The organism is Actinomyces oris, from assembly GCF_001553935.1.
Lineage (GTDB): Bacteria > Actinomycetota > Actinomycetes > Actinomycetales > Actinomycetaceae > Actinomyces > Actinomyces oris_A.
Window position 1 is genome coordinate 2,939,972 of the sequence record NZ_CP014232.1, and the last position, 24,205, is coordinate 2,964,176.

Genomic DNA, 24,205 nt, shown 5'->3' on the forward strand with positions numbered 1-24,205 from the left:
CGGCCCCACCGTGTTTCTCGCCTGCTACTCGTCCGGCGTGAACCTGCGGCACCGGGCTGCGGTCCAGGTCAGGGTAGACGCAGCGCCCAGAAGGCCACAGCCGCGGCGGCCGCCACGTTGAGGGAGTCCACTCCCCCGGCCATGGGGATGCGCACCACCTCGTCGGCCGCAGTGATCGTCCGGTGGGAGAGCCCGTCGCCCTCCGTGCCCAGGACGACGGCGACCCTGGAGTCCGCGCCGGTGCACGCCGTGGAGGCCGCGAACTCATCCAGTGCCACGGAAGTGTCCGACAGTGCCAGGGCGGCCACGATGAAGCCCTGCGAGTGGAGCTCGTCCATGGCGGGCCAGCGCTCGATCCGGGTCCAGGGGACCTGGAAGACGGTGCCCATGGAGACGCGCACGCTGCGCCGGTAGAGGGGGTCCGCGCAGCGCGGAGTGACCAGGACGGCGTCGATCCCCAGGGCGGCCGCGCTGCGGAAGGCCGCCCCCACGTTCGTGTGGTCCACCAGGTCCTCCAGGATCGCGACCCGCCTGGCCCCCGCTCCCCCACGGGCGGCCGCAAGCAGCTCGGGAACACCGGCGAGCTCGGGCCGGTTCATGGCGGCCAGCGCTCCGCGGTGCAGGTGGAAACCCGTGATGGACTCCAGGACCTCCTCGGGGGCGACGAACACCGGGACCTCGCCACCGTCGTCACTGCCTGCGCAGCCGGTCGCGGAGGCGATGACCGGGCGCATCTCCTCCAGGTGGCGCGGGGCCATGAGGAAGGAGCGCGGGGCGTGCCCGGCGGCCACGGCGCGCGTGATGACCTTGGAGGACTCGGCCATGTACAGTCCCCGCTTCGTCTCCAGCCGACGGCGCAGCGCCACGTCCGTCAGCCTGGTGTAGTCCGCCAGGCGCTCATCGGCGCCGTCAGCCAGCTCAATGATCATCGCGTCGTCACCTTCTGGGGCCTTCCCCGCTCAGTACAGCAGTACGGCGGGAAGAATAGGCCGATCATCGTGGATCACCCACTCCTCCCGCCGCAGCGAGTGTCCCCGGGCCCTCGTCAGGTTCCCCGGGGGTGTGAGGGCAGTCGGCTCAGGCTCCGTAGGGACCCTGGGGCGCGCCGGGAGGCGTGCCGTAGCCGGGCTGGGCCTGGATGCCGTATCCGCCGCGAGGGGGCACGGAACCGGGCTGGGCCTCCTCAGGGTCGGCCACGTGGCTGCCGCGCGCGGCGTGTGCCCCCTCGACGCCGTCGGAGGTCGGAACGCTCACGGTGGCCCCGCCGTCGGCCTCGTCCGCGGGAGCCTTCGGGGAGACGTCTGCCTTGGGTGCGGGCTCCTCACTGGCCTCCTGGGAGGCCGACTCGACCTCACCACGGGCCTGGGCGAGGGCCTCCTCGGGGGCCTGGAGACTGGTGCTGGCCAGGTCCGAGGCGATGCCCAGGTCGAGCTCGCTGCCCGAGAGGTCGACACCGGGACGGGCGGCGTCGTCATCGGAGTCGTTCGGGCCGCCACTGGGTCCGCCGTCCTTGCCACCGCCCAGGGCGCCGGCGATGCCGTCGAGCGCCGCCGTGAACTCCGTGGGCACGATCCACATCTTGGAGGAGGAGCCGTTGGCGATCTTGGGCAGGGTCTGGAGGTACTGGTAGGCCAGCAACTTGGAGTCGGCGTTACCACGGTGGATGGCGTCGAAGACCTGAAGGATGGCGCGCGACTCACCCTGTGCCTTGAGGATCGCGGACTGCGCCTGACCCTCGGCGCGCAGGATCGCGGACTGCTTGTCACCCTCGGCCGTAAGAATCTGGGACTGCTTGACACCCTCGGCGGTCAGGATCGCGGCGCGGCGGTCACGCTCGGCGCGCATCTGCTGCTCCATGGAGCCCTGGATGGAGGCCGGCGGGTCGATGGACTTCAGCTCCACGCTGTTGACGCGGATTCCCCAGCGGCCGGTGGCCTGGTCCAGGACGCCGCGCAACTGGCCATTGATCTGGTCGCGGCTGGTCAGCGTCTGCTCCAGGTCCATGGAGCCGACGACGTTACGCAGCGTGGTGACCGTCAGCTGCTCAATGGCCTGCAGGTAGTTGGAGATCTCGTAGGTGGCGCGCATGGGGTCGGTGATCTGGTAGTAGACCACCGAGTCGATGCTCACGACGAGGTTGTCGGATGTGATGACGGGCTGAGGCGGGAAGGAGACGACCTGCTCACGCAGGTCCATGATGTTGCGCACCCGGTCGATGAAGGGCACCAGGAAGTGCATTCCAGCGCCGTAAGCCGCCTGGAAGCGCCCCAGGCGCTCAACGATGATCGCAGTACTCTGCTTGACGATCCGCACCGCCCGGAAGATGGCGACGATGACCAGGACGGCCACGAGAAGCAAGATGATGGAGACGAAAGGCACGAGGTTCCTCCTGCAGGGTTGAGCGGGTGGTCAGAACGGTTGGGGCCGGCGCGGCAGCGTCAGGACGCGGGGGCGGCGGTGGAGGCGGTGGAGGCGGTTACCGGGGCGACTACGGCCACGGCTCCGTCGATCTGGGCCACGGTCACACTCACCCCGGCCTCCAGACGGGTGGCGCCTCCCTGGGCGACGGCAGCCAGTCGGGCGCTCCACTCCTCACCGCCCAGGCGCACCCGCCCGCCTTCACGGTCGACAGGAGTAATGGTGACGGCAGACCGACCGATGAGGGCCTCGACGTTGGTCTTCATCTGCGGGGTGGCGGCCGCCAGGCGACGCTTGGCCCAGGGGCGCACCGCGAAGAGAAGCAGGGTGGAGACGCAGGCGAAGACCACGACCTGCGCCCACACGGGCCCGCCGAGGAAGGATGTCAGCCCTCCTCCCAGCGCACCTCCGGCGATCATGAGGAAGGTGAGATCCGCTGTCATCGTCTCAACGACGACGAGGAGCAACGCCCCTGCGACCCAGAACAGCCATTCCATGCGAACCTCCTGATGAACGCGGTCGGTGAGTATGTGGTCGTGTGCCGGTCGGGGACGATCAGGGATCGATGCGGCCCGCAGCGGCCTTCCCTCCCGGAACCGGTGGTCAGCCCCTGGCCTCGGCAACGCGCCTGCCGTGGCCGGCCGGGAGCCCCCTGGCCGCGTAACGACCGCGGTCGTAGGTGACCTCCAGCGGCATACCGAAGGTCGTGCTGATCGTGTCCGCGGTGAGGACCTCCTGAAGCGGGCCGGAGCCCACCACCTTCCCCTCGCGCAGCGTGAGCGCGTGGGTGAAGCCCTCCGGGATCTCCTCCAGGTGGTGGGTCACCAGGACCATGGAGGGCGAGTCGGGCGAGGAGATGATCTCGGTGAGCGCAGCCAGGAGCTGCTCACGGCCGGCCAGGTCCAGCCCCGAGGCGGGCTCGTCCAGGAAGAGCATCTCCGGGTCCGGCATGAGAGCACGGGCCAGCTCGACGCGCTTGCGCTCCCCCGATGACAGCGTTCCCCACGACCGGTCGACCAGGTGAGCGGCCCCCAGGGCACCCAGCAAAGCGTGAGCGCGCTCGAGGTCGAAGTCGTCGTACTCCTCGCGCCAACGCCCGATGCGCCCGTAGGAGGCCGACAGGACCACGCCGAGTACCTTCTCGCCGTTCTGGACGTTGGCGGCCAGGGCCGAGGACAACAGGCCGATACGGGGGTGGAGCTCGGAGACATCCACACGCCCGAGCCGCTCGGAGAGGACGTCCACTGTGCCAGAGGAGGGGAAGAGCCTGGCCGAGGCGATCCTGGCGATCGTGGTCTTGCCCGCGCCGTTGGATCCCAGCAGCACCCAGTGCTGCCCCTCGTCCACGCTCCAGCTGACGTGACTGAGGATCTGGTGGCTGCCGCGGTGCAGTGAGACATCGTCGAGGTGGAGGACACTGGTCATGAGGTGATCCTATCGTGACGGTGAGTTCACACAGGGAAGATGCGCAACGAGAGCCGCGCCCCGCATGGTGACCACTCCCCTTCGAGGCTCGCCTCACCACCATTCACTATGGTTGGCCCCCATGGATCCCCTCAACCTGCCTGTCAGCATCGTGCTGGCCCTGTGGGCGCCATCGCCCTCCTCCCACGGCATTTCGCTCGTTGAAGGCCCCGACGGCGCCCATGACGTCATCGGTAGCGTCGTCACCGGGGGCTCGGACACACCGACTGCCGACGACGACGGTCCAGGACGCGTCAGCCTGGAACGGTGGCTCGCCTCCGCCCGCCCGCTGAGTCGGGTGAGCGCGGTACTGCCCTCACCGGCCGGCGGCACCGGCACCTGGGGGCTCCTTCCCGATATCGAGGAGGGTGTCGTGCTGGAGGGGGCAGCCGGCCGGGTGCTGCTGGTTCCTGAGGACTCCGGCACCTCGGTGTCCTGGCACGCCGAGCCGCTCAGCTCCCCGCTGCCTCCGCTGGATGCGGCGCACGCCCGTCGGCAGGTGCACGCCGCCACCGAGGAGGCCATCGAGGCGCTCATCGAGCTCGACCTGGCCCGCGAGCGCCCGGAGATGGCCGACGCCCTCAATGACCTGCTCACCGCGGTAGTGGATCCGCGGCTCGTCCCGCCGTGGCTGGCGCGCCGTGATCGGGAGCTGTTGGAGCGCTCCTTGCGCCTGGCGGGGATGTGCGAGCTGGCCCTGGACGACGATGGTGCGGCCACGACCGCCCTGCAGGCGCAGCGGCGGGCCGACGTCCTGCGCCCGCTGCTGGCGGTGGCGCGTCACGGTGCCGCTGCGGCCACCGAGTGGTGGGCCCGGTAGAGGGGGCGCACCACTCGGTGGCGTGTCGGTGGGGTCACCGAGCGGGGACGGTCATGCTCAGCCCTGGGCCAGGACCCAGTTGTAGACGTCCATGGTGCGCTGGGCGATGGCCTGCCAAGCAAAGTGCTCCTCGACGCGGCGTCGGGCGGCCTGCCCCATGGCCTTGGCCGCCTCGGTGTCGGTGACCAGGGTGGTAAGGCGCTCGGCCAGATCGGCCTCGAAGCGGGCCGGGTCGATGGGGGTGCCGGTGCCGTCCTGGACCTGCTCGATGGGCACCAGCAGACCGGTCTCGCCGTCGACGATGACGTCGGGGATGCCGCCGGTGGCTGAGCCGACGACGGGCAGGCCCACGGCCATGGCCTCGAGGTTGACGATGCCCAGGGGCTCGTAGACGGAGGGGCACACGAAGACGTCGGAGGCGGCCAGTACGGCGATGAGCTCGGGGCGCGGCAGCATCTCCTCGATCCAGACCACGCCGGTGCGCTTGTCGCGCAGGTGGGCCACGAGGCCCTCGACCTCGGCCTTGATCTCGGGGGTGTCGGGGGCGCCGGCGCACAGGATGACCTGGACGTCCGCGGGCAGCTGCTCGCAGGCGCGCAGCAGGTGCGGCAGGCCCTTCTGCCGGGTGATGCGTCCGACGAAGACGATGGTGGGGCGGTCGGGGTCGATGCCCAGGCGCTTGAGGGTGGTGGCGGCCTGGGCGTCGGCCTCCTGGCCCTGGGGGTGCTTCCATGCCTCGAGGTCGATGCCGTTGTGGACGACCTTGACGCGCTCGGAGTCGATAGCTGGGTAGCAGCGCAGGATGTCCTCGCGCATGCCGTTGGAGACCGCGATGATCCCGGAGGCGGACTCGTAGGCGGTCTTCTCCGCCCAGGAGGACAGGGCGTAGCCGCCGCCGAGCTGCTCGGCCTTCCAGGGACGCAGGGGCTCCAGGGAGTGGGCGCTGATGACGTGGGGGACGCCGTGAAGCAGCCCGGCCAGGTGCCCGGCGAGGTTGGCGTACCAGGTGTGGGAGTGGACGAGGTCGGTTCCCTCGGTGCCCTGGGCCATCTCCAGGTCGACTCCGAAGGTGCGCAGAGCGGCGTTGGCGCCGTCGAGCTCGGCGATCTCGGGGTAGCCGGTGACGCCGTCATCGGCGCCCTCGGTGCCGGGCTCGCGGGGGCCGCCGAAGGCGTGGACGCGCACGTCGGCCAGGGGGCGCAGGACCTTGGCGAGCTCGTTGACGTGGACTCCGGCGCCGCCGTAGATGAAGGGTGGGTACTCCTTGGTCAGCAGGTCGACCCTCATGGGTGTGCCTCTCCTCTGTCTGATGGATGGACTGACCGCGCCTTCCTCGGCGCAGGACGGGCGCCTGCGGTGGGGCGGGCGCCACACCCGACGTTATACGCACACGGGGCCCGGTGGGATCGTTCAGCGCCGGTGGTTTCCACCGACTCTGCTCAGAGGGGCCGGCGGCATCCGCTCCGCAGTGGAGGCGGGGCGACTCGCACGTGAGGAGTCGGGGACCGGATCAGGACGAGTCGCCCGGTGCTCGATCGTCCTGAACGACGCCTCAGGCAAGGATTCGGCGGAGAACCTACCCGGAATGTGACCCATTTGGCCCCGCAGGTCCCTCGAGCAACGTAAGGTGGGCCACATGGCTCAACCTCGTGTTCTCGCAATCGTCCTCGCTGGTGGCGAGGGCAAGCGCCTCATGCCCCTGACCGTCGATCGCGCCAAACCGGCCGTGCCCTTCGGCGGCATCTACCGCCTCATCGACTTCTCCCTGTCCAACATGATCAACTCCGGCTTCCTCAAGGTCGTGGTGCTCACCCAGTACAAGTCCCACTCGCTGGACCGTCACATCTCCAAGACGTGGCGCATGTCTGACATGCTGGGCAACTACATCGCGCCGGTGCCGGCCCAGCAGCGCGTGGGCAAGCACTGGTTCCTGGGAAGCGCCGACGCGATCTACCAGTCCCTCAACCTGCTCGACGACGAGCGGCCGGACTACGTGGTCATCACCGGTGCGGACAACATCTACCGCATGGACTTCTCCCAGATGCTGGACCACCACATCGCCTCTGGCCTGCCCTGCACCGTCGCGGGCATCCGTCAGCCCCGGTCCCTGGCGGACCAGTTCGGCGTCATCGAGACCGACCCGTCCGACCGCGGCAGGATCAAGGCCTTCGTGGAGAAGCCCAAGGAGACCCCCGGTCTGCCGGACTCCCCCGACGAGGTCCTGGCCTCGATGGGCAACTACATCATGAACGCCGACGCCCTCCTGGAGGCCGTGACGGTAGACGCCGCCGATGAGACCTCCAAGCACGACATGGGCGGCAGCATCGTGCCCTGGTTCGTCAACCAGGGGGCGGCCGGCGTCTACGACTTCAAGGACAACGACGTCCCGGGCTCCTCCGAGCGCGACCGTGACTACTGGCGCGACGTGGGTACCGTGGACGCCTTCTTCGAGGCGCACCAGGACCTCATCTCGGTGACCCCCGTGTTCAACCTGTACAACGACCGCTGGCCGCTGTTCGCCGGCTACCAGGCCGCGATGCCTCCGGCCAAGTTCGTCTACGGCCACCACGAGCGCCTGGGGCACGCGGTCGACTCGATCGTCTCACCGGGCGTCATCGTCTCCGGTGGTGAGGTGATCTCCTCGGTCCTGTCCCCCGGTGTGCGCGTCAACTCCTGGTCCTCGGTGCGCGAGTCCGTCATCATGGACGGGGCCGAGGTGGGCCGTAACACCGTGGTCAACCACGCGATCCTGGACAAGTACGTCAAGGTCGAGGAGGGCGCCATGGTGGGGATCGACCCCGAGCACGACCGCGAGCGGGGCTTCACCGTGACCGAGTCCGGCATCACGGTGGTGGCCAAGGGACAGATCGTCACCCGCTGACCGCAGGCTCACCGCCTTTGCAGTGCGCGCCGTCGCCCGAGCCTCCGGGCGGCGGCGCGGCCGTCTTCGTCTGCCGGCTCGCCCACTAGCATGGAGCCATGAGTGACACCTCTCGACACCGTGCCGGCGACTCCGCGGAGCTCAGTGGGGCGCTGAGCGAGGGCCCCTTAGTGACTGAGGGCCCCGGCCTGCTGGTCATGGACGTGGACTCCACCCTCATCGAGCAGGAGGTCATCGAGCTCATCGCCGAGCGCGCTGGGACCCGTGAGCTGGTCGCTGAGGTCACGGCCCGGGCGATGCGAGGGGAGCTGGACTTCGCGGCCTCCCTGCGTGAGCGGGTGGCGACTCTGGCCGGAGTCCCCCAGGGGGTCTTCGAGGAGGTCCTGGCCGAGGTGCGCCCCACTCAGGGGGCGGCCGAGCTCATTGAGACGCTGCACGCGCGCGGCTGCAGGGTGGGGGTCGTCTCGGGCGGTTTCGAGGAGGTCGTGGTGCCTCTGGCCGAGCGGCTGGGCATCGACCACGTGGCGGCTAACCGCCTGGAGGTGGAGGAGGGCCGTCTCACCGGTCGGGTTCTGGGGCGGATCGTGGACCGTCAGGAGAAGGTCCGCTGTCTGCTCACCTGGGCCCGGCAGGACGGTGTGCCCATGGAGCGCACCATCGCAGTGGGTGACGGGGCCAACGACCTGGGGATGCTGGAGGCCGCGGGGCTGGGGGTGGCGTTCTGCGCCAAGCCGGTGGTCGTGGAGCAGGCCGATGCTGCCATCCACGCGCGTGACCTGCGTGCCGTCCTGCAGCTGATCGGGGGTTGACCGGCTGCGGTTTCGGGGAGGTCCGGCCTCAGTCGCGCTTGCGGGCGGTGAAGATCTCCCGGATGCGGGCGCCCTTGGGCTCCAGGTCCGCCCAGGTGCCGGGGACGTCGATGATGACGGCGGTGGCCGTGGGCACCCCGAAGGAGATCTGGGAGGCAAGGTCGTCGTCGGTGTCGTGGAGGATGTGGGCGAGCACGGAGATCGTGGGCTCGTGGCCGACGACGACGACCGTTCTGGCGTCAGCACCGTCCTCGGCCAGGACCTTGAGGATGCCGTTGGGGCCCAGGTTGTAGATCTCCTCGCGCACGAGGGTGTCGGTGGGCTCGAGGCGGTCGCGGATGGGGCGGGCGGTCTCGCGGGCCCGGGCCGCCGGGGAGACCAGGAGCAGGTCGGTGGTCTCCAGGCGCTTGCGCAGCTCTTTGGCCAGCAGGCCGGCCAGGGCGGTGCCCTTGGGGGTCAGAGGACGTTCCAGGTCGGTGACGGCGTCGTGAGAGGCCTTGGAGTGTCGGACGAGCACGAGCCGGCGCATGGGATCCGTTGTCACGTCTCTACCTTACGGCACCGCGGCGCTGCCCGGATACGGTCCCGACGACGTCTCGCGCCCCGCCGTGCGCCTAGCGCCCCATGCCCAGGCCGCCGTCGACGCCGAGGATCGCACCAGTGACGTAGGCGGCCGCGGGTGAGGCCAGGAAGAGGACGGGGCCGGCGATGTCGGTGACGTCGGCGAAGCGCCCCAGGGGGATCTGCTCGAGGTAGGCGGTGCGGATGTGGTCGGGCAGGGAGGCGGTCATCGCCGTGGTGACGAAGCCGGGGGCGACGGCGTTGACGGTGATGCCGCGCGGTGCGAGCTCGCGGGCCAGGGAGCGGGTCAGCCCCTCCACACCGCCCTTGGCGGCGCCGTAGGCCGACAGGCCCACGCCTCCGCGTGCGGCGATGGCCGAGGAGACCAGGACGATGCGCCCCTTGCGGGCCCGCATCATGGCTGGTGTCACGGCGCGCACGGTGTTGAAGGTGCCGGTCAGGTCCGCGGAGATGACCTCGTCCCACATCTGGGAGGAGGTGCGGGCCGCCAGTGACTCCCGGTTGATGCCGGCCGAGGCCACGAGGACCTCGATGGGGCCGTGCGCCTCGGTGGCGGCGGCCAGGGCGGCGGCCAGGGCGGCGGGGTCGGTGACGTCGGCGGCCAGGGCCAGGGCGCCGTCGGGGGCCTCACCGGAGCGGGAGATGCCCGCCACCCGGTCGCCCTGTGCCAGGAACGCCTTCGTAACCGCCTCCCCGATCCCCCGGGAGGCTCCGGTCACGACGACGGAACGTGATATCGACGGCTCGGTCTCTTCGTTCATCAGCACAAGCACACAAGGTAATGCGTATCAGCACCCGCCATCAGCGATTCGTCATACGCTGATACTGATCCATCCCTGTTACTTCCTTCACAAGTGGTCTATACCTGTGCCTGTTCGGGGTCGCAGGGCGGGGCCGGTCACGGCCCTGACACCCGCCGTGTGTCAGCATGTCGGGGTGACGATGAGTGAGACCTCCCCCCGCCTTCCCGACGCCTGCGCCTCGGGCCGCGCGCCCGCGCCGCTGCGCATCGGGCCGCTGGTGGTGCCCACCCCGGTCGAGCTCGCCCCCATGGCCGGAGTCACCAACGCCTCCTTCCGCCGCCTGTGCCGGGAGATGGCTGAGGCAGCCCTGCCGGAGTCGCTGAGGCCCTCCCATCCCGGTCCGCTGCCCACGCCTGACGGCGGCCTGCTGGCCCCGGCGGGCCTGTACGTCACGGAGATGGTCACCACCCGCGCCCTGGTGGAGCGCAACGAGCGCACTCTGGCGATGGTGCGCACCGATCCGGCCGAGAGGGTGCGTTCCATCCAGCTCTACGGGGTCGATCCGGCCACGGTGGGGGCCGCGGTGCGGATCCTGGTCGAGGAGGATCTGGCCGACCACATCGACTTGAACTTCGGCTGCCCGGTCCCCAAGGTGACCCGCAAGGGCGGCGGGGCGGCACTGCCGTGGAAGCGAGACCTGCTGGCGGCGATCCTCACCGAGGCGGTGCGTGCCAGTGAGGCCGCCGTCCACGCCGTCGGGCGGGCGCGGCAGGTGCCGGTGACCATGAAGATGCGCCTGGGCATCGACGAGGAGCACGAGACCTTCCTCGACGCCGCCCGAGCCGCCGACAACGCCGGGATCGCGGCCGTGGCCCTGCACGCCCGCAGCGCGCGCCAGCACTACTCGGGCCAGGCCCGCTGGGAGGAGATCGCCCGGCTCAAGGAGGCCACCGACCTGCCGGTGCTCGGCAACGGTGACATCTGGCTGGGCGACGACGCGGTGCACATGATGGAGGACACCGGCTGCGACGGCGTCGTCGTGGGCCGCGGCTGCCAGGGACGGCCCTGGCTGTTCGCCGACATCGTGTCGGCCATGCACGGCTCGCCTGCGCGCACCCGCCCGGACCTGGACTCCGTCATCGAGGTCATCCGTCGCCACGGGCGGATGCTGGCCGAGGAGATGGGCGAGGACCGGGGGGTGCGTGACCTGCGCAAGCACGTGGGCTGGTACCTCAAGGGCTACCCGGTCGGCGGCGCGGCGCGCGCCGACCTCATGGGAATCCGGAGCCTGGACGAGCTCGACGCAGGCCTGGCGCGGATGCGCGCGCGCCTGCCCGAGGTCGTGGACTACCCCGGCGACATCGTCGAGGGCCCCCGAGGGCGGGCCGGCAGCCCCAAGACTCCCCGTCTGCCCGATGGCTGGCTGGACTCCCCCACCCTGGATGCGGCCCACCGCGAGATGCTCAGCCAAGCCGAGTCCGACGTCTCCGGCGGCTGAGACGGCGGCCCCACGGGGTCCTTGAGGCCGGTCATCGGCTGCTCGTCTACTCGTCGAGGACCGGGGTGACGCGGCACAGGGCCGCCGCGATCGCCGTGGTCGCCGGGATCGCCAGGACCAGGCCGATGGAGGAGATGAGGGTGCGCACGATCTCCTCGGCGATCTCACCCGACAGCATCGTGTCCAGCACGGCCCGGTCCATGAGGGCGGCGGCCAGGATGAGGGGCAGCGCCGTGCCGGCGTAGGCGAAGGCCAGGGTGTAGACGGTTGAGGCGATGTGGTCCCGCCCGATCCTCATCCCGCCGGTGAACAGGCGCGTGCGAGACAGCAGCGGGTTGGCGGCGTGCAGCTCCCACACCGAGGACGCCTGGGTGATGGTGACGTCGTTGAGGACACCGAGCCCGGCGATGACCATGCCGCAGGTCAGCAGCGTCTGCAGATCGATGTGCGTGCGCGAGGCCAGCAGACGGGCGGTCTCATCGACGTCGCCGGTCAGGTGGGCGGCGTCGGTCCCCCACAGGGCCAGCAGCACGGTCAGCACGATGCCGGCCACCGTTCCCAGCAGGGCGGTCGTGGTGCGGATGGACACTCCGTGGGCAACGTAGACGGCCGCCAGCATCATCGCCATCGATCCGACCAGGGTCACCGCCAGCGGGTGGGAGCCGGACAGGAGCGCCGGGATCATGAAGAAGGCGAGTACGCCGGTGGCCACCAGCAGGCCCAGGACGCTGAGGACGCCCTTGCGCCCGGCCACGGCGACGACGAGCACCAGGTAGACGACCGCCAGGGCGCCGACCGGGAGCTGGCGCTGGTAGTCGATGAAGGAGTAGGGGGAGCCGGACAGGATGGCCTGAGGCGAGTAGAGGACGACGAGCCGGTCACCGGCGTGGGCGAGCTTGCGGGGCTCACCCACCAGCTGGACCGGCATGACCAGGCCCTTGCCCTCCCCCTCGGTGATGCGGGCGCACACGTGGCCCTTGGCGAACTCCTCCGGCTTGACGCCGTTGACCTCCGTCAGGGCGCTCACCGAGCTCTGACAGCCCAACAGGTCCGTGGAGGTGATGGTGGCCTTGCCCACCGAGCCGCCCTCGGCGGTGAAGGAGCGCGAGCCGATGAGTGAGCTCTTGCCCGGCCAGAGCACGAACAGCCCGACGACGGTGGCCAGGACCAGGGCGCCGACGATGGCACCGAGCACGATCCGCACCCGGCGGATCTCCCCCGCATCCAGGTCCAGGGGCCCGGAGTGGGAGTGACTGTGGCCACTGCTGCTGTGACGGCCGTGGCCCCTGCTGTCCCGCCCCTCCTCAGCCAGCGGCTCGGGAAGGCTCTCGGTGGGGACGGACTCGTTGCTCGGGGAGGTCGAGTTGGTGCTCACCGTCCCATCATGCCCGCCCCGTGTCCCTGAGGTGAGCCAGGGACACGGGGCGGGACCCGGATGGTGGCCGGGCCGGCGAGACTTCAGTGAGGCTGCCGGCCTGCTCGGTGCGGGCGGCTCAGCAGCCGATGAGGCGCTCAGCCAGGTAGCGCTCGACACCCTCGAGCGGGATGCGCTCCTGGGCCATCGTGTCGCGCTCGCGCACGGTGACAGCCCCATCCTCGGGCGAGTCGAAGTCATAGGTCAGGCAGAAGGGCGTACCGACCTCGTCCTGGCGGCGGTAGCGACGGCCGACGGCGCCGGCGTCGTCGTACTCCACGTTCCAGGAGCGGCGCAGGCGGGCGGCCAGCTCCTTGGCCGGCCCGGTCAGCTCCTCCTTGCGGCTCAGCGGCAGGACGGCCGCCTTGACCGGGGCGATGCGCGCGTCGAGCTTGAGCACGATGCGCTTGTCCACCCCTCCCTTGGTGTTGGGGGCCTCGTCCTCGGTGTAGGCCTCCACGAGGAAGGCCATGAGCGAGCGGGTCAGGCCGGCGGAGGGCTCGATGACGTAGGGGGTCCAGCGCTCGGAGCGGGTCTGGTCGAAGTAGGACATGTCCTTGCCGGAGTGCTCGGCGTGGGTGGACAGGTCGAAGTCGGTGCGGTTGGCGATGCCCTCGAGCTCGCCCCACTCCGAGCCGGCGAAGCCGAAGCGGTACTCCAGGTCCACGGTGCGCTTGGAGTAGTGGGAGAGCTTCTCGGCGGGGTGCTCATACAGGCGCAGGTTGTCCTCGCTGATGCCCAGGTCGGTGTACCAGGCCTTGCGGTAGTCGATCCAGTACTGGTGCCACTCCTCGTCGGTGCCCGGCTCGCAGAAGAACTCCAGCTCCATCTGCTCGAACTCGCGGGTGCGGAAGATGAAGTTTCCCGGCGTGATCTCGTTGCGGAAGGACTTGCCCACCTGGCCGATGCCGAAGGGCGGCTTCTTGCGGGCAGCGCTCATGACGTTGGCGAAGTTGATGAAGATGCCCTGGGCGGTCTCGGGGCGCAGGTAGTGCAGGCCGGACTCGTCGTCGACCGGCCCGAGGTAGGTCTTGAGCAGGCCGGAGAACTCGCGCGGCTCGGTCCAGGAGCCCGGCTGGCCGGTGACCGGGTCGGGAACCATGTCGAGGGTGACATTCTCAGGGTCGAGGCCCTTGCGGGCGGCGTAGTCCTCGATGAGTTGGTCGGCGCGGTAGCGCTTGTGGGTGTGCAGGGACTCCACGAGCGGGTCGGTGAAGGCGCCGACGTGACCGGAGGCGACCCAGGTCTCACGCGGCAGGATGACGGAGGAGTCCAGCCCGACGACGTCGTCGCGCGAGCGGACCATGTACTGCCACCACTGGCGCTTGATGTTCTCCTTGAGCTCGACGCCCAGCGGCCCGTAGTCCCAGGCCGAGCGGGTTCCGCCGTAGATCTCGCCGCAGGGGAAGACGAAGCCGCGCCGCTTGGCGAGGTTGATGACGGCGTCGAGGCGTGAAGGGGTGGATGCCAACGGATGCTCCTTCAGGAGTGGTCGTGGTCCCGCCTGGTTGGTGGGGACGAGTGGTGTCAGTCTAGGCGGACAGGGGCCGAGCGTCGGTGAGGGGCCCGTCGCACCGCAGATGCGCATGCTCCACCGGGAAGGCCCTCACGACCACCGTTCAAACCGGCTCTCAGCAGCGCACACGCGGACTCGCCCGAGTTTGACGCAGGACCGGCAGAGTATGAGAATGATTCGCATGAATGTTTCACAGGCTCGTTCCCGTCGTCTCAACCGCGTCGTGGCGCTCGGAGCCACCCTGATGCTGGCTGCCGGCATGAGCGCATGCGGCGCCCTGAAGGGCGAGAGCTCATCAGACGCATCGGCACCGCACACGATCGCCCCGGGCAAGACCCTGACGGTCTCCACGTCCTTCTACCCGATCCAGTACCTGGCCGAGGCCATTGGCGGCAAGCTCGTCAAGGTCTCCACCGTGACCCCCTCCAACGTCGAGCCGCACGACTTCGAGCTCTCCGGCAAGGAGACCGCCGAGCTGGGCAAGGCCGATCTCATCGCCTACGTCCCCGGCTTCCAGCCCTCCCTGGACAAGGCCGTCAAGGAGGTCGGCTCCGGCCCCACCGTGGTGGACCTGAGCAAGCCGGCCAACCTCGTCCACCACGAGGGGGTTGAGGAGGAGCATGAGCACGAGCACGGCGAGGAGGCCTCCGACGGCGCCTCGGCCACGGCCAGTAGCGCCGCCACCGCGCAGGCCAGCGAGGCCGAGCACGACGAGCACGGCCACGATGAGCAAGCCGAGGGCGGTGAGGGGCACGATGGCGACCTCGACCCGCACTTCTGGCTCGACCCGGACCGCATGATCAAGGTGGCCGAGGCCCTTGAGGCCTCCTTCGCCAAGATCGACCCGGCCAACGCCAACGACTACAAGGCGGGCCTGGACAAGCTCAAGACGGCGCTGACCGGAGTGGACAACCAGTACAAGCAGGGCTTTACCAGCTGCCAGCACAAGACCTTCATCACCTCCCACGCCGCCTTCGGCTACATGGCCGAGCGCTACGGCCTGACCCAGGCCTCCATCTCCGGCATCGACCCGGAGACCGAGCCCAGCCCCGCCGAGATGGCCAACATCAAGTCGGTGGTCGAGAAGACGGGGGTCAAGACGATCTTCACTGAGGAACTGGTCTCCGACGCCCCCGCCAAGGCGATCGCCGCGGAGACCGGGGCGGAGACAAGCGTCCTCAGCCCCCTGGAGTCCAAGCCCGAGCAAGGCGACTACACCGACGCCATGACCGCCAACCTGGAGCGGCTCAAGTCCGCCATGGTGTGCAAGTAGCCTCAGGGCCCGGCCACCGAGCCCGGGTTCCCGAGCAGATGACGCCCCCTCAGATTGGCATGATCGCAACCGTATGACCTCATCATCTCCACCTTCACCAGCGTCTGTGACGACGCCGTCCGGTTCCCCCCGGGCGGCGTCGTCCGCGCTCGCCATTAAGGTCCGTGAGCTCAGCGTCGTCCTGGGCTCCTCCCTCATCCTGGACGACGTGAGCCTGGCCGTGGGCGGCGGCGAGTCCGTAGCGATCCTGGGCGCCAACGGCTCGGGCAAGTCCACCCTCGTCAAGGCCGTTCTGGGCCTGGTGCCCCTGTCCGGCGGCAGCATCGAGCTCCTGGGCACCCCCACCTCGCGCCGGCACAGGGTCCCCTGGGAGCGGGTCGGATACGTCCCCCAGCGGATCGGCGCCGGCTCCGGCGTCCCGGCCACCGCCCTGGAGGTGGTGCGCTCCGGGCTCCTGGGCCCGCGCCGGCCTTGGGCCGATCGGGGCCGGGCCGCCAAACGCAAGGCCATGGCCGCCTTGGACGCCGTGGGGCTGGCACACCGGGCCGCGGACCACGTCCAGGTCTTCTCCGGCGGGCAGGCCCAGCGGGTCCTCATCGCCCGGGCCCTGGTCCGCTCCCCCGAGCTGCTCATCCTCGATGAGCCTCTGGCCGGCATCGACCGCGCCAGCCGCGAGTCCCTGGCCGAGATTCTTCAGGGGCTGCGCGCGCAGGGGCTGACCCTGGTGACGGTTCTGCACGAAATGGGTGAGCTCGCCGACGTCGTCCAGCGGGCGATCCTCCTGCAGGACGGCCGGCTCGTCGCCGACGGCCCGGCCGGCGAGGTCGCTCATCTGCGCGACAGCGGGACCGGCGCGCCCCAAGGCGACCCGCACCGTGCCCACGCCGACTACGGCGCCGACGGCGACCACCACCCGGACGCCAGCGGCCCTCCGGCCCACCACGCCCCCGTCCTCGACCATCGGCTGCCTGACACGCGCCCTCATTCCGGTAGGAGCACCCGCCCATGATCGAGTTCGTCTCCGACATGCTTGCCAGTCCCCTCATCCAGCGGGCCTTCATCGTGGCGGTCCTGGTGGGGCTGGCCGCCCCGGTGGTGGGCACCTACCTGGTTCAGCGGGGTCTGGCGCTGCTGGGCGACGGGATCGGGCACATCGCCCTGACCGGCATCGCCCTGGGCTGGCTGGCCGGGGCCGCCGCCAACGTCACTCCTCACGACGCCTGGGCCGTGCCCGGGGCGATCCTCATCAGCGTGCTGGGAGCCGTGATGATCGAGGTCATCCGTGCCAACGGCCGAACTCGGGGAGACGTGGCCCTGGCGATCCTGTTCTACGGGGGCATCGCCGGGGGCGTCATCCTCATTCGTGTCGCCGGCGGGACGACGACGAATCTCAACTCCTACCTGTTCGGCTCGATCTCCACGGTCTCGGTCTCCGACGCCTGGTTCACCATCGCCCTGGCCACCCTGGTGCTCCTGGTGGGGCTGGGGCTGCGCGGCCCACTGTTCGCACTGTGCCACGACGAGGAGTTCGCCCACGCCTGCGGCCTGCCCACCGGCGCCCTCAACGTGCTGGTGGCGGTGGTGGCGGCACTGACGGTCTCGGTGTCCATGCGGGTGGTGGGGGCGCTGCTGGTCTCGGCGGTCATGATCGTGCCGGTGGCCATCGCCCAGCTCGTGTCGCACTCCTTCGCCCGCACCATGTACCTGGCGATGGGGCTGGGCGTGGTGGCCTGTGTGTCAGGTCTGACGATCACCTACCTGGTGGCGGCCTCTCCCGGCGCCATGATCGTGGTACTCCTAGTGGGGGGCTACGCCGTCGTCGCCCTCCTGTCCGGACTGCTGCAGCTCGTCAGCCGCTCGCGACGGCACCACATCACCTCAGGAGGCAGATCATGAGCGCAAGCAGCACGGCGCAGCGTCCCCGCGCCACGCGCCAGCGCGCCGCCGTCGCCGACATCCTCGCCCGCACTGACGAGTTCCGCTCAGCCCAGCAGATCCATGCCGCCCTGGAGGCCGAGGGCACCAAGGTGGGACTGGCCACCGTCTACCGCAACCTGCAGACGCTGGCGGAGTCCGGCGCGGTGGACCAGGTGCGCAGCGCCGAGGGCGAGGTCCTCTACCGGGCCTGTGAGGAGCAGGAGCACCACCACCACATCGTGTGCCGCCGCTGCGGCTACACCGTGGAGGTGTCCGGCGGCGAGCTGGAGGAGTGGATTCAGCGGGTCTCGACCCAGCAGGGCTTCACCCAGATGGAGCACACGGCGGAGTTCTTCGGTTTGTGCGCCACCTGCTCGGCCCAGGACGCCTCACAGGACTGAGCAGGTCTGACTGACCCGGTGTCCGAGCCGGGTTGTGCCGGGCGGCTGGCTACTGCCCGTCGTGGTGCGGTGACTCGTCAGCCTCGTCGTCCTCCGGGTCCTCGGCGCCGGTGGGTTGCTCGTGCAGCACCTTGTCCACGGCCCCGCCGTAGCGGCGCTCGCGCCCGGCGTAGGCCTCGCAGGCCTTCCACAGCTCGGTGCGGTTGAAGTCGGGCCAGGCCAGGGGCGAGAAGTAGAGCTCGGCGTAGGAGGAGGACCACATGAGGAAGTTGGAGGTGCGCTGCTCGTCGCCGGTGCGGATGAACAGGTCCACGTCCCGCATGGTGGGTGAGTAGAGGTAACGCTGGATGGTCTTCTCGTTGATGGAGGAGGCCTTGAGGCGGCCGGCGGCGACGTCCTCGGCGATGGCTCGGGTGGCGTCGGCGATCTCGGCCCGCCCGCCGTAGTTGATGCACAGGTTGAGGGTGAGGCCCGTGTTGTGCGCGGTGACGCGCTCGGCCTCACGCAGCTCATGCAGGACGGACTTCCACAGGCGCGGAGTGCGTCCGATCCAGCGCAACCTGACGTTCCAGGAGTTGAGGACATCGCGCTGGACGCGCAGGACCTTGCGGGCGAAGCCCATGATGAAACGGACCTCGCCCGGTGAGCGCCGCCAGTTCTCGGTGGAGAAGGCGTAGACGCTCAGCTCTTTGACGCCGATCTCGATAGCGCCGGCGGCGACGTCGAGCATATTGGCCTCCCCCACCCGGTGGCCCTCGGTGCGGGGCAGGCCGCGGGCGTTGGCCCAGCGCCCGTTGCCGTCCATGACGACGGCGACATGCTGGGGCAGGGCGGCGGCCGGCAGCACGGGTGGGGTCAGGCCGGGTCGGTGCAGGGGCGGGGCGGCCTCGACCGTCATGTCTCTGGCGACGTCTGTCATGGTTATGCCCTTTCCACCAGTGCGAGGGAGCGCAGGCGCCGCTCCAGGTACCAGGTCGTGTAGGCCGAGACGAGCCCGGAGGCCTGCGAGCGCTCGCGCTGGCCGGAGGCGTCGGCCACGGCCCAGTCCCCGGAGAGCAGGGCGCCCAGGAGCGCCATCGTAGACGGCTCGACCTCGACGGCGCCTGCCGAGCGGCAGGACTCGCACACCGCCCCACCGGCCTGGATGTGGAAGGCCCGGTGGGGTCCGGGGGCGCCGCACAGGGCGCAGTCGTAGCACGATGGCGCCCAGCCCCCCAGGGCCAGGGCCCGCAGCAGGTAGGAGTCCAGGATGAGTCCGGGGGCGTGGCGCCGGTGGGACATGGCGGCCAGGGCCCCGGCCAGTAGCAGGTACTGCTGGGGGCTGGCCTCGGTGCCCAGGTCACCGTCGTCGGCACTGAGGCGCTCAGCGGTCTCCACCATGGTCGATGCGCAGGTGAACATGGCGTAGTCGGCGCTGACGACCCGGCCGAAGGGGTCGATGATCTCGGCCTGGGTGACGACGTCGAGGGTGCGTCCGGCATGGAGCTGGACGTCGGTCATGGAGAAGGGCTCCAGACGGGCCCCGAAGCGGGAGGTGGTGCGGCGCACCCCCTTGGCCACGGCGCGCACCTGGCCGTGATGGCGGGTGAGCATCACGATGATGCGGTCGGCCTCGCCCAGCTTGTAGGTGCGCAGGATGATCGCCTCATCCCGGTACAGCCTGCTCGTCACGGGCGCAGTCTCTCACGCCCTCTCAGCGCAGGGCGCGATTGATGGCGGAGATGACGGCCTTGAAGGAGGAGGTGGTGATGGAGGGGTCGATGCCCACGCCCCACAGGACCTGGCCGTCGACCTCGCACTCGACGTAGCTGGCGGCCTTCGCGTCGCGTCCCTCGCTCAGGGCGTGCTCGACGTAGTCGAGGATCCGCACGCTCAGGCCCGTGCTCTCCAGGGCGGTGACGAAGGCGTCCAGGGGGCCGTTGCCGGAGGCGGTCAGGTGCTTCTCCTCCCCGCCGTCGACCAGGGTGACGGTGAGGGTGGAGTCCTCGTCGTCACCGGTGGAGGTCAGGGTGGCACCACGCAGCTCGAAGCGGCCCCAGCGGCTGAGCTCGGCCTCGGGGGCGGCCGCGGCGGGCAGGTACTCGTCGGCGAAGATCGACCACAGGCGGTCGCCGTCGACCTCGCCGCCGTAGGTGTCGGTGTGGCGCTGGACGATGCGGGAGAACTCGATCTGGAGGCGGCGGGGCAGCTCGAGCTTGCGGGTGGTGCCCAGCAGGTAGGCGACCCCGCCCTTGCCGGACTGGGAGTTGACGCGCACGACGGCCTCGTAGGAGCGGCCCACGTCGTGGGGGTCGATGGGCAGGTAGGGCATGGCCCAGGGGACGGCGATCTGCGCCTCGGCGTCGGTCAGCCCCTCGGCCTGCTTGGCGCTGACCTGAGTGTTGCGCGCCGCGAAGCCCTTCTTGATGGCGTCCTGGTGAGAGCCGGAGAATGAGGTGTAGACGAGCTCGCCGGCGTAGGGGGTGCGCGGGGGCACGTCCATGCCGGTGGCCCGCTCGACGGTGCGGCGGACCTCGTCAATGTCGGACAGGTCGAGCATGGGGTCCACGCCCTGGCTGAAGAGGTTGAGGGCCAGGGTCACCAAGTCCACGTTGCCGGTGCGCTCGCCGTGGCCGAATAGGCAGCCCTCGACGCGGTCGGCGCCGGCCATGAGGCCGAGCTCGGCGGCGGCCACGCCTGAGCCGCGGTCGTTGTGGTTGTGCAGGGACAGGCACACGGACTCACGCCGGGGCAGGTGGCGGCTCATCCACTCAATCTGGTCGGCGTAGACGTTGGGGGTGGCGCGCTCGACGGTGGCGGGCAGGTTGAGGATGATCTCGCGGTCCTCCTCGGGCTCCCACACGTCCATGACGGCCTGGCAGACCTCGATGCTGTAGTCGAGCTCGGTGTCCACGAAGATCTCCGGGGAGTACTCATAGCCGAAGATCGTGTCCTCGTCGAGGACCTTCTCGGCGCGGGCCATGATCTGGCGGGTGCCGTCGACGGCGAGCTCGCGGATCTGGTCGCGGTCCATGCGGAAGACGACGTTGCGGAACAGGGGCGACAGGGCGTTGTAGAGGTGGACAGTGGCCCGCGGGATGCCGACGCAGGCGTCCAGGGTGCGGTCGATGAGCTCGCCGCGTGACTGGGTGAGCACGGAGATGGTGACGTCCTCGGGGATCGCGCCGTCGTCCACCAGGGAGCGCACGAAGTCGAAGTCGGTCTGGGAGGCGGCCGGGAAGCCGATCTCAATCTCCTTGAAACCCATGCTCACGAGCAGGTCGAAGATGGCGCGCTTGGCCTGGGGGCCCATGGGCTCGATGAGGGACTGGTTGCCGTCGCGCAGGTCGGTGCTCAGCCAGCGGGGGGCGGCGGTGATGCGCTTGTCCGGCCAGGTGCGGTCGGGCAGGTCAATGGAGACGACGTCGAGGAAGGGCCGGTACTTGGCGAACGGCATACCGGAGGGCTGCTGGGGGGCGGGGCGGGCGTTGCGCATCGGGTTTCTCCTGGGATCAGATGCTTCGTGGTTCCGACGGCGGTTCCCAGAAGACTCATCTGACTCCTGAGGAACGCGGCCGCGAACGTGGCCGAGCAGGACGAGTCAGCCGCGGTCGGGGTGCCGGCCTGTCAGGCCCCGCCGCGGCGACTAAGCAGGAGGCTCACCTGGTGGCCTGGAGTCGCTCGCACGCCGTAGACCCTACCCCGATGAGGACCCATCGTCAGGTAAGGGGGTCGCATGGGACCGCAGAGTGAGACGGAGGATGAAGGGGCTCCCCCGCGGGCCATATCTCGCACTCTGACGCACACCAACACCATGATGTAGCATCTCTACTACATTCAGTTGCGCTTCTACTCAGGAGGGTTTGTGCGATGACTCCAGTCATCACCACGGAGAACCTCGAGTTCTCCTACGGGGACACCCCGGTGCTGCGTGGCATCGACCTGTCGGTCGAGGCCGGCGAGGTCGTCTGCCTGCTCGGCCCCAACGGCGTGGGCAAGACGACCCTCGTGGAGAACCTGCTGGGCTCTCTGACCCCGACCAGCGGCAGGGTGCGCGTGCTCGACACCGATCCGCGTCGGGCGGGCGCCGACTTCTGGGCGAGGGTCGGGCTGGTGCAGCAGAGCTGGACCGACCACGCCAAGTGGAGGGTGAGGGACCAGCTGGAGTGGATCCGCTCGGTCCAGCTGACGGCGGCGAGGCGGGTGAGCAGCGTCGTCGAAGTACTCGACGCCGTCGGCCTCAGCGAGAAGGCCGACTCCCGGCTGTCGAGGCTCTCCGGCGGGCAGCGACGCACCATTGACTTCGCGGCCGCCCTCATGGCCGCGCCCGAGCTCCTCGTCCTGGACGAGCCGACGACCGGACTGGACCCGGTCTCCAAGGCGCGCCTGCACGATCTCATTCTGGCCCGGGTCGACGACGACGCCACCATCGTCATGACCACCCACGACCTGGCTGAGGCCGAGCATCTGGCCTCTCGGGTGCTCATCATGAACGAGGGACGGATTCTCGCCGACGGCACGGTCACGGCGCTGCGCGAGCGCCTCGATCGTGGCGCCGAGATCACCTGGGTTCAGGACGGGACCCACCACGTCCACTCCACCCACTGCCCCGAGCGCTTCGTCAAGGAGCTCGACCTCGACGCCATCTCCGGGCTCACCATCACCCGCCCCACCCTGGAGGAGACCTACCTCTCCCTCGTCAGCAGCAAGGAGCCCCAGTCATGAGCACTCGCACTTTTCTGGCAGTTCTACGCGCGGCCCGTCGCCAGGCCGCCCTGGACCTGCGAGCAGGCGCTGTCGGGTCGGGCATCGCATTGCTGGTCTCCGTGAGCGCCATCGTGATCGTCGGCAAGAACAGCCAGGTCGCAACCGCGGCCCACGCGGCCTTCGGCTCCATGTTCCTCGCCGGCAGCATTGGCACGATCAGCTGCTTCATCACCTTTCAGATCGCCAGCGAGGCCTACGTCGACCGCATCGGTGGCGCCCTGCTGCGGGTGCGCGTCCTGCCCCACGGCCCACTGACGTGGGCCATCGGTAAGACGATGTCCTCAGTCACTCAGACCCTCGTGTTCCAGGGCACCATTCTTCTCGGGGGAGCCCTGTTCGTTGAGGCGCTGCCCCTGAGTACGTCCCAGGTGCTGGCCTGCCTGCCGCTCATGGTGCTGTCAGCCGTTGCGACGGCCCCACTGGGCTTCCTCGTGGGTGCCTTCGTCCGCGGCGTCTACAGCTTCATGGCTTCCTACTTGCCCATGTTCGCCCTGATCGGAACGAGCGGTTTCTTCATGCCCATGGACCGACTCCCCTCCTGGCTGCAGGCGGTTCAGCTGGCGCTGCCGACGTACTGGTCGGGGCACTTGACCCGCTGGGCACTGGTGGGGGACCCCTCATGGGAGGTGGGCCGATCCTTCTCACCGGTGCTCGCCGTCGGGGTCCTGGCGGCATGGACGGTTCTCGGCTTCGCAGGGGTCTCGTTCATCGTGCGGCGCAGCTTCCGCAAGGAGACGATCGGTAGTCTGGCGCGCGTGCAGTCCACCATTCGTTCCCAGGCCGGTCTGTGACCATGTCCGACGATGTCGTCCACAACCGGATCGCTGTCCTGCGCGCCGACCGCCGGGTGAGTCGCCGAGAGCTCGCTGAGGCACTCGGCGTCCACTACCAGACGGTGGGCTACCTCGAGCGCGGGGAGTACGCCCCCTCGCTGCACCTGGCCCTGCGTATCGCCCGCTACTTCGACGTGCCCGTGGAGTCGGTCTTCTCCCTGGAGGAGTTCCCCCGCCTGACGTGAGACTCCATCACAAGGAGAGATGCAGGATCAGAGCCTCATTGACCATCTTCATCAGGCCACTGGGTAACCAGCCGACAACCTCGCCGACTCTCTCCACGGCAATCGATCGAACTTGCTCCGCCTGAGCCTTGGAGTCCTTGGGCAAGCCAGTTGCCTCCGAGGGGAGGAAAACCTGAAAGGGAAGAACTCGCGAGGTTGAGCTGGTCAATGGGATCACCGTCACCACGCCGCGACCAAGACGCGCAGCCGCCGCATTGGCATGGTCATTACTTACTATGAGCGCAGGTCGACGCTTGTTTGCCTCACTGCCAACAGAAGGATCAAAATCGACAAGGCGGATTTCACCTCGTAGCATCCTCACCTCCATCGATCCCGTCGGCGACCGCACTATCCCAGACGGTTGCATCCTCAGAGGTATCCCAGGAGGACCAGGCCTCAGCGTAAGCATCCTGAAGATCAGCTTTTCCGAGCAGGCGGATGGCGTTCTGAATACCAGCGGACCTCGACGCCAAACCGTCACGCTCCACGCATCGGTCCAGCAGAATGAGGTCACTCTCCGACAAACTCACGCTTAGCTTCATACCTGCATGCTACTCGGGTAGCATCATCAGGAGCAAGGGAGCGACGCGCCTCATCAGGCTCCCGAAGGCGTTGCTCAGAAATCGGGTGGTGCCCTCCCTGTCCGGGGAGGGCACCACCCGATTA

Annotated in this window: 24 protein-coding genes; 11 read left to right on the top strand and 13 right to left on the bottom strand. The window is 69.4% G+C overall.

All coding sequences use genetic code 11. The features are described 5' to 3' along the window. Window positions 1-68: 68 nt before the first annotated feature. The 4 genes from AXE84_RS11870 to AXE84_RS11885 form a co-directional block, all read right to left on the bottom strand. Entirely contained in the window at window positions 69-929 is an 861-nt protein-coding gene (locus AXE84_RS11870; protein WP_060958017.1) for a TrmH family RNA methyltransferase, read from the bottom strand. 148 nt (window positions 930-1,077) lie between these two features. After that, window positions 1,078-2,379, bottom strand: a complete 1,302-nt coding sequence (locus tag AXE84_RS11875; RefSeq protein WP_060958018.1) for an SPFH domain-containing protein — start codon at window positions 2,377-2,379, stop codon at window positions 1,078-1,080. Between the two features lie 59 nt (window positions 2,380-2,438). Next, window positions 2,439-2,915, bottom strand: a complete 477-nt coding sequence (locus tag AXE84_RS11880) for an NfeD family protein (RefSeq protein WP_060958019.1) — start codon at window positions 2,913-2,915, stop codon at window positions 2,439-2,441. A gap of 106 nt (window positions 2,916-3,021) precedes the next feature. Further along, the gene (locus tag AXE84_RS11885) at window positions 3,022-3,843 is read right to left on the bottom strand and encodes an ABC transporter ATP-binding protein (RefSeq protein WP_060958020.1); all 822 of its coding nucleotides are present in this window, start codon (window positions 3,841-3,843) and stop codon (window positions 3,022-3,024) included. A 121-nt stretch (window positions 3,844-3,964) separates the two neighbouring features. Here AXE84_RS11885 and AXE84_RS11890 point away from each other — a divergent pair, with 121 nt between their 5' ends. Continuing rightward, entirely contained in the window at window positions 3,965-4,702 is a 738-nt protein-coding gene (locus tag AXE84_RS11890; protein WP_060958021.1) for a hypothetical protein, read from the top strand. Between the two features lie 57 nt (window positions 4,703-4,759). On the opposite strand, the gene glgA is transcribed toward AXE84_RS11890, so the two are convergent. Beyond that, window positions 4,760-5,989, bottom strand: a complete 1,230-nt coding sequence (gene glgA, locus AXE84_RS11895; protein WP_010615061.1) for a glycogen synthase — start codon at window positions 5,987-5,989, stop codon at window positions 4,760-4,762. Window positions 5,990-6,338: 349 nt separating this feature from the next. On the opposite strand from glgA, the gene glgC reads away from it, so the two are divergent. Both glgC and serB read left to right on the top strand, forming a co-directional pair. Next, on the top strand, window positions 6,339-7,583 hold the full coding sequence (gene glgC, locus AXE84_RS11900; protein ID WP_060958022.1) for a glucose-1-phosphate adenylyltransferase: 1,245 nt from the start codon (window positions 6,339-6,341) through the stop codon (window positions 7,581-7,583). A 98-nt stretch (window positions 7,584-7,681) separates the two neighbouring features. Continuing rightward, complete coding sequence (gene serB, locus AXE84_RS11905; RefSeq protein ID WP_060958023.1) at window positions 7,682-8,392, top strand: phosphoserine phosphatase SerB; 711 nt, start codon at window positions 7,682-7,684, stop codon at window positions 8,390-8,392. 28 nt (window positions 8,393-8,420) lie between these two features. On the opposite strand, the gene AXE84_RS11910 is transcribed toward serB, so the two are convergent. Together AXE84_RS11910 and AXE84_RS11915 are read right to left on the bottom strand one after the other, a co-directional pair. After that, a complete protein-coding gene (locus AXE84_RS11910) occupies window positions 8,421-8,921 on the bottom strand; it encodes a SixA phosphatase family protein (RefSeq protein ID WP_009406005.1) in 501 nt (166 codons plus the stop codon). Between the two features lie 85 nt (window positions 8,922-9,006). Then, window positions 9,007-9,735 carry an SDR family oxidoreductase gene (locus AXE84_RS11915; protein ID WP_208854562.1) on the bottom strand — a complete coding sequence of 243 codons (729 nt, stop codon included), beginning with the start codon at window positions 9,733-9,735 and terminating at the stop codon, window positions 9,007-9,009. 181 nt (window positions 9,736-9,916) lie between these two features. Here AXE84_RS11915 and dusB point away from each other — a divergent pair, with 181 nt between their 5' ends. Next, window positions 9,917-11,215: a tRNA dihydrouridine synthase DusB gene (dusB, locus tag AXE84_RS11920; protein WP_150116277.1), complete on the top strand. Its 1,299-nt coding sequence runs from the start codon at window positions 9,917-9,919 to the stop codon at window positions 11,213-11,215. A gap of 46 nt (window positions 11,216-11,261) precedes the next feature. Here the strand turns inward: dusB and AXE84_RS11925 are convergent, their stop codons facing one another. Together AXE84_RS11925 and AXE84_RS11930 are read right to left on the bottom strand one after the other, a co-directional pair. Next, window positions 11,262-12,590, bottom strand: a complete 1,329-nt coding sequence (locus AXE84_RS11925) for a YibE/F family protein (protein ID WP_060958026.1) — start codon at window positions 12,588-12,590, stop codon at window positions 11,262-11,264. A 118-nt stretch (window positions 12,591-12,708) separates the two neighbouring features. Further along, window positions 12,709-14,100 (bottom strand): glycine--tRNA ligase, encoded by a 1,392-nt coding sequence (locus AXE84_RS11930; protein ID WP_060958027.1) that lies wholly within the window; start codon window positions 14,098-14,100, stop codon window positions 12,709-12,711. A 226-nt stretch (window positions 14,101-14,326) separates the two neighbouring features. Between AXE84_RS11930 and AXE84_RS11935 the strand changes: the two genes are divergently transcribed. The 4 genes from AXE84_RS11935 to AXE84_RS11950 all read left to right on the top strand — a co-directional run bounded on the left by AXE84_RS11935 (window position 14,327) and on the right by AXE84_RS11950 (window position 17,736). Further along, window positions 14,327-15,418 carry a metal ABC transporter substrate-binding protein gene (locus AXE84_RS11935; RefSeq protein WP_060958028.1) on the top strand — a complete coding sequence of 364 codons (1,092 nt, stop codon included), beginning with the start codon at window positions 14,327-14,329 and terminating at the stop codon, window positions 15,416-15,418. A gap of 73 nt (window positions 15,419-15,491) precedes the next feature. After that, window positions 15,492-16,427: a metal ABC transporter ATP-binding protein gene (locus AXE84_RS11940; RefSeq protein ID WP_060958029.1), complete on the top strand. Its 936-nt coding sequence runs from the start codon at window positions 15,492-15,494 to the stop codon at window positions 16,425-16,427. Next, entirely contained in the window at window positions 16,424-17,314 is an 891-nt protein-coding gene (locus tag AXE84_RS11945) for a metal ABC transporter permease (protein WP_004565082.1), read from the top strand. The genes AXE84_RS11940 and AXE84_RS11945 overlap by 4 nt, the downstream gene beginning before the upstream one ends. Beyond that, window positions 17,311-17,736, top strand: coding sequence for a Fur family transcriptional regulator (locus tag AXE84_RS11950; RefSeq protein ID WP_060958030.1), 426 nt, complete (start codon window positions 17,311-17,313; stop codon window positions 17,734-17,736). Before AXE84_RS11945 ends, AXE84_RS11950 begins: the two co-directional genes overlap by 4 nt. A gap of 49 nt (window positions 17,737-17,785) precedes the next feature. On the opposite strand, the gene uppS is transcribed toward AXE84_RS11950, so the two are convergent. From uppS to leuA, 3 genes are read right to left on the bottom strand one after another with little or no spacing between them, the layout of a single operon-like run. Then, the gene (uppS, locus tag AXE84_RS11955; RefSeq protein WP_060958031.1) at window positions 17,786-18,655 is read right to left on the bottom strand and encodes a polyprenyl diphosphate synthase; all 870 of its coding nucleotides are present in this window, start codon (window positions 18,653-18,655) and stop codon (window positions 17,786-17,788) included. A gap of 2 nt (window positions 18,656-18,657) precedes the next feature. Then, window positions 18,658-19,407 (bottom strand): DNA repair protein RecO, encoded by a 750-nt coding sequence (gene recO / locus AXE84_RS11960; protein ID WP_010615051.1) that lies wholly within the window; start codon window positions 19,405-19,407, stop codon window positions 18,658-18,660. 22 nt (window positions 19,408-19,429) lie between these two features. After that, window positions 19,430-21,211 (bottom strand): 2-isopropylmalate synthase, encoded by a 1,782-nt coding sequence (gene leuA, locus AXE84_RS11965; protein ID WP_060958032.1) that lies wholly within the window; start codon window positions 21,209-21,211, stop codon window positions 19,430-19,432. A 374-nt stretch (window positions 21,212-21,585) separates the two neighbouring features. On the opposite strand from leuA, the gene AXE84_RS11970 reads away from it, so the two are divergent. From AXE84_RS11970 to AXE84_RS11980, 3 genes are read left to right on the top strand one after another with little or no spacing between them, the layout of a single operon-like run. Continuing rightward, window positions 21,586-22,440 (top strand): ABC transporter ATP-binding protein, encoded by an 855-nt coding sequence (locus AXE84_RS11970; protein WP_060958033.1) that lies wholly within the window; start codon window positions 21,586-21,588, stop codon window positions 22,438-22,440. Continuing rightward, a complete protein-coding gene (locus AXE84_RS11975; protein WP_060958034.1) occupies window positions 22,437-23,273 on the top strand; it encodes an ABC transporter permease in 837 nt (278 codons plus the stop codon). Before AXE84_RS11970 ends, AXE84_RS11975 begins: the two co-directional genes overlap by 4 nt. Before the next feature lie 2 nt (window positions 23,274-23,275). Next, window positions 23,276-23,500: a helix-turn-helix transcriptional regulator gene (locus AXE84_RS11980; RefSeq protein ID WP_020991564.1), complete on the top strand. Its 225-nt coding sequence runs from the start codon at window positions 23,276-23,278 to the stop codon at window positions 23,498-23,500. Between the two features lie 7 nt (window positions 23,501-23,507). Here the strand turns inward: AXE84_RS11980 and AXE84_RS11985 are convergent, their stop codons facing one another. Next, entirely contained in the window at window positions 23,508-23,855 is a 348-nt protein-coding gene (locus AXE84_RS11985; protein ID WP_029316666.1) for a type II toxin-antitoxin system PemK/MazF family toxin, read from the bottom strand. Window positions 23,856-24,205 lie beyond the last annotated feature (350 nt).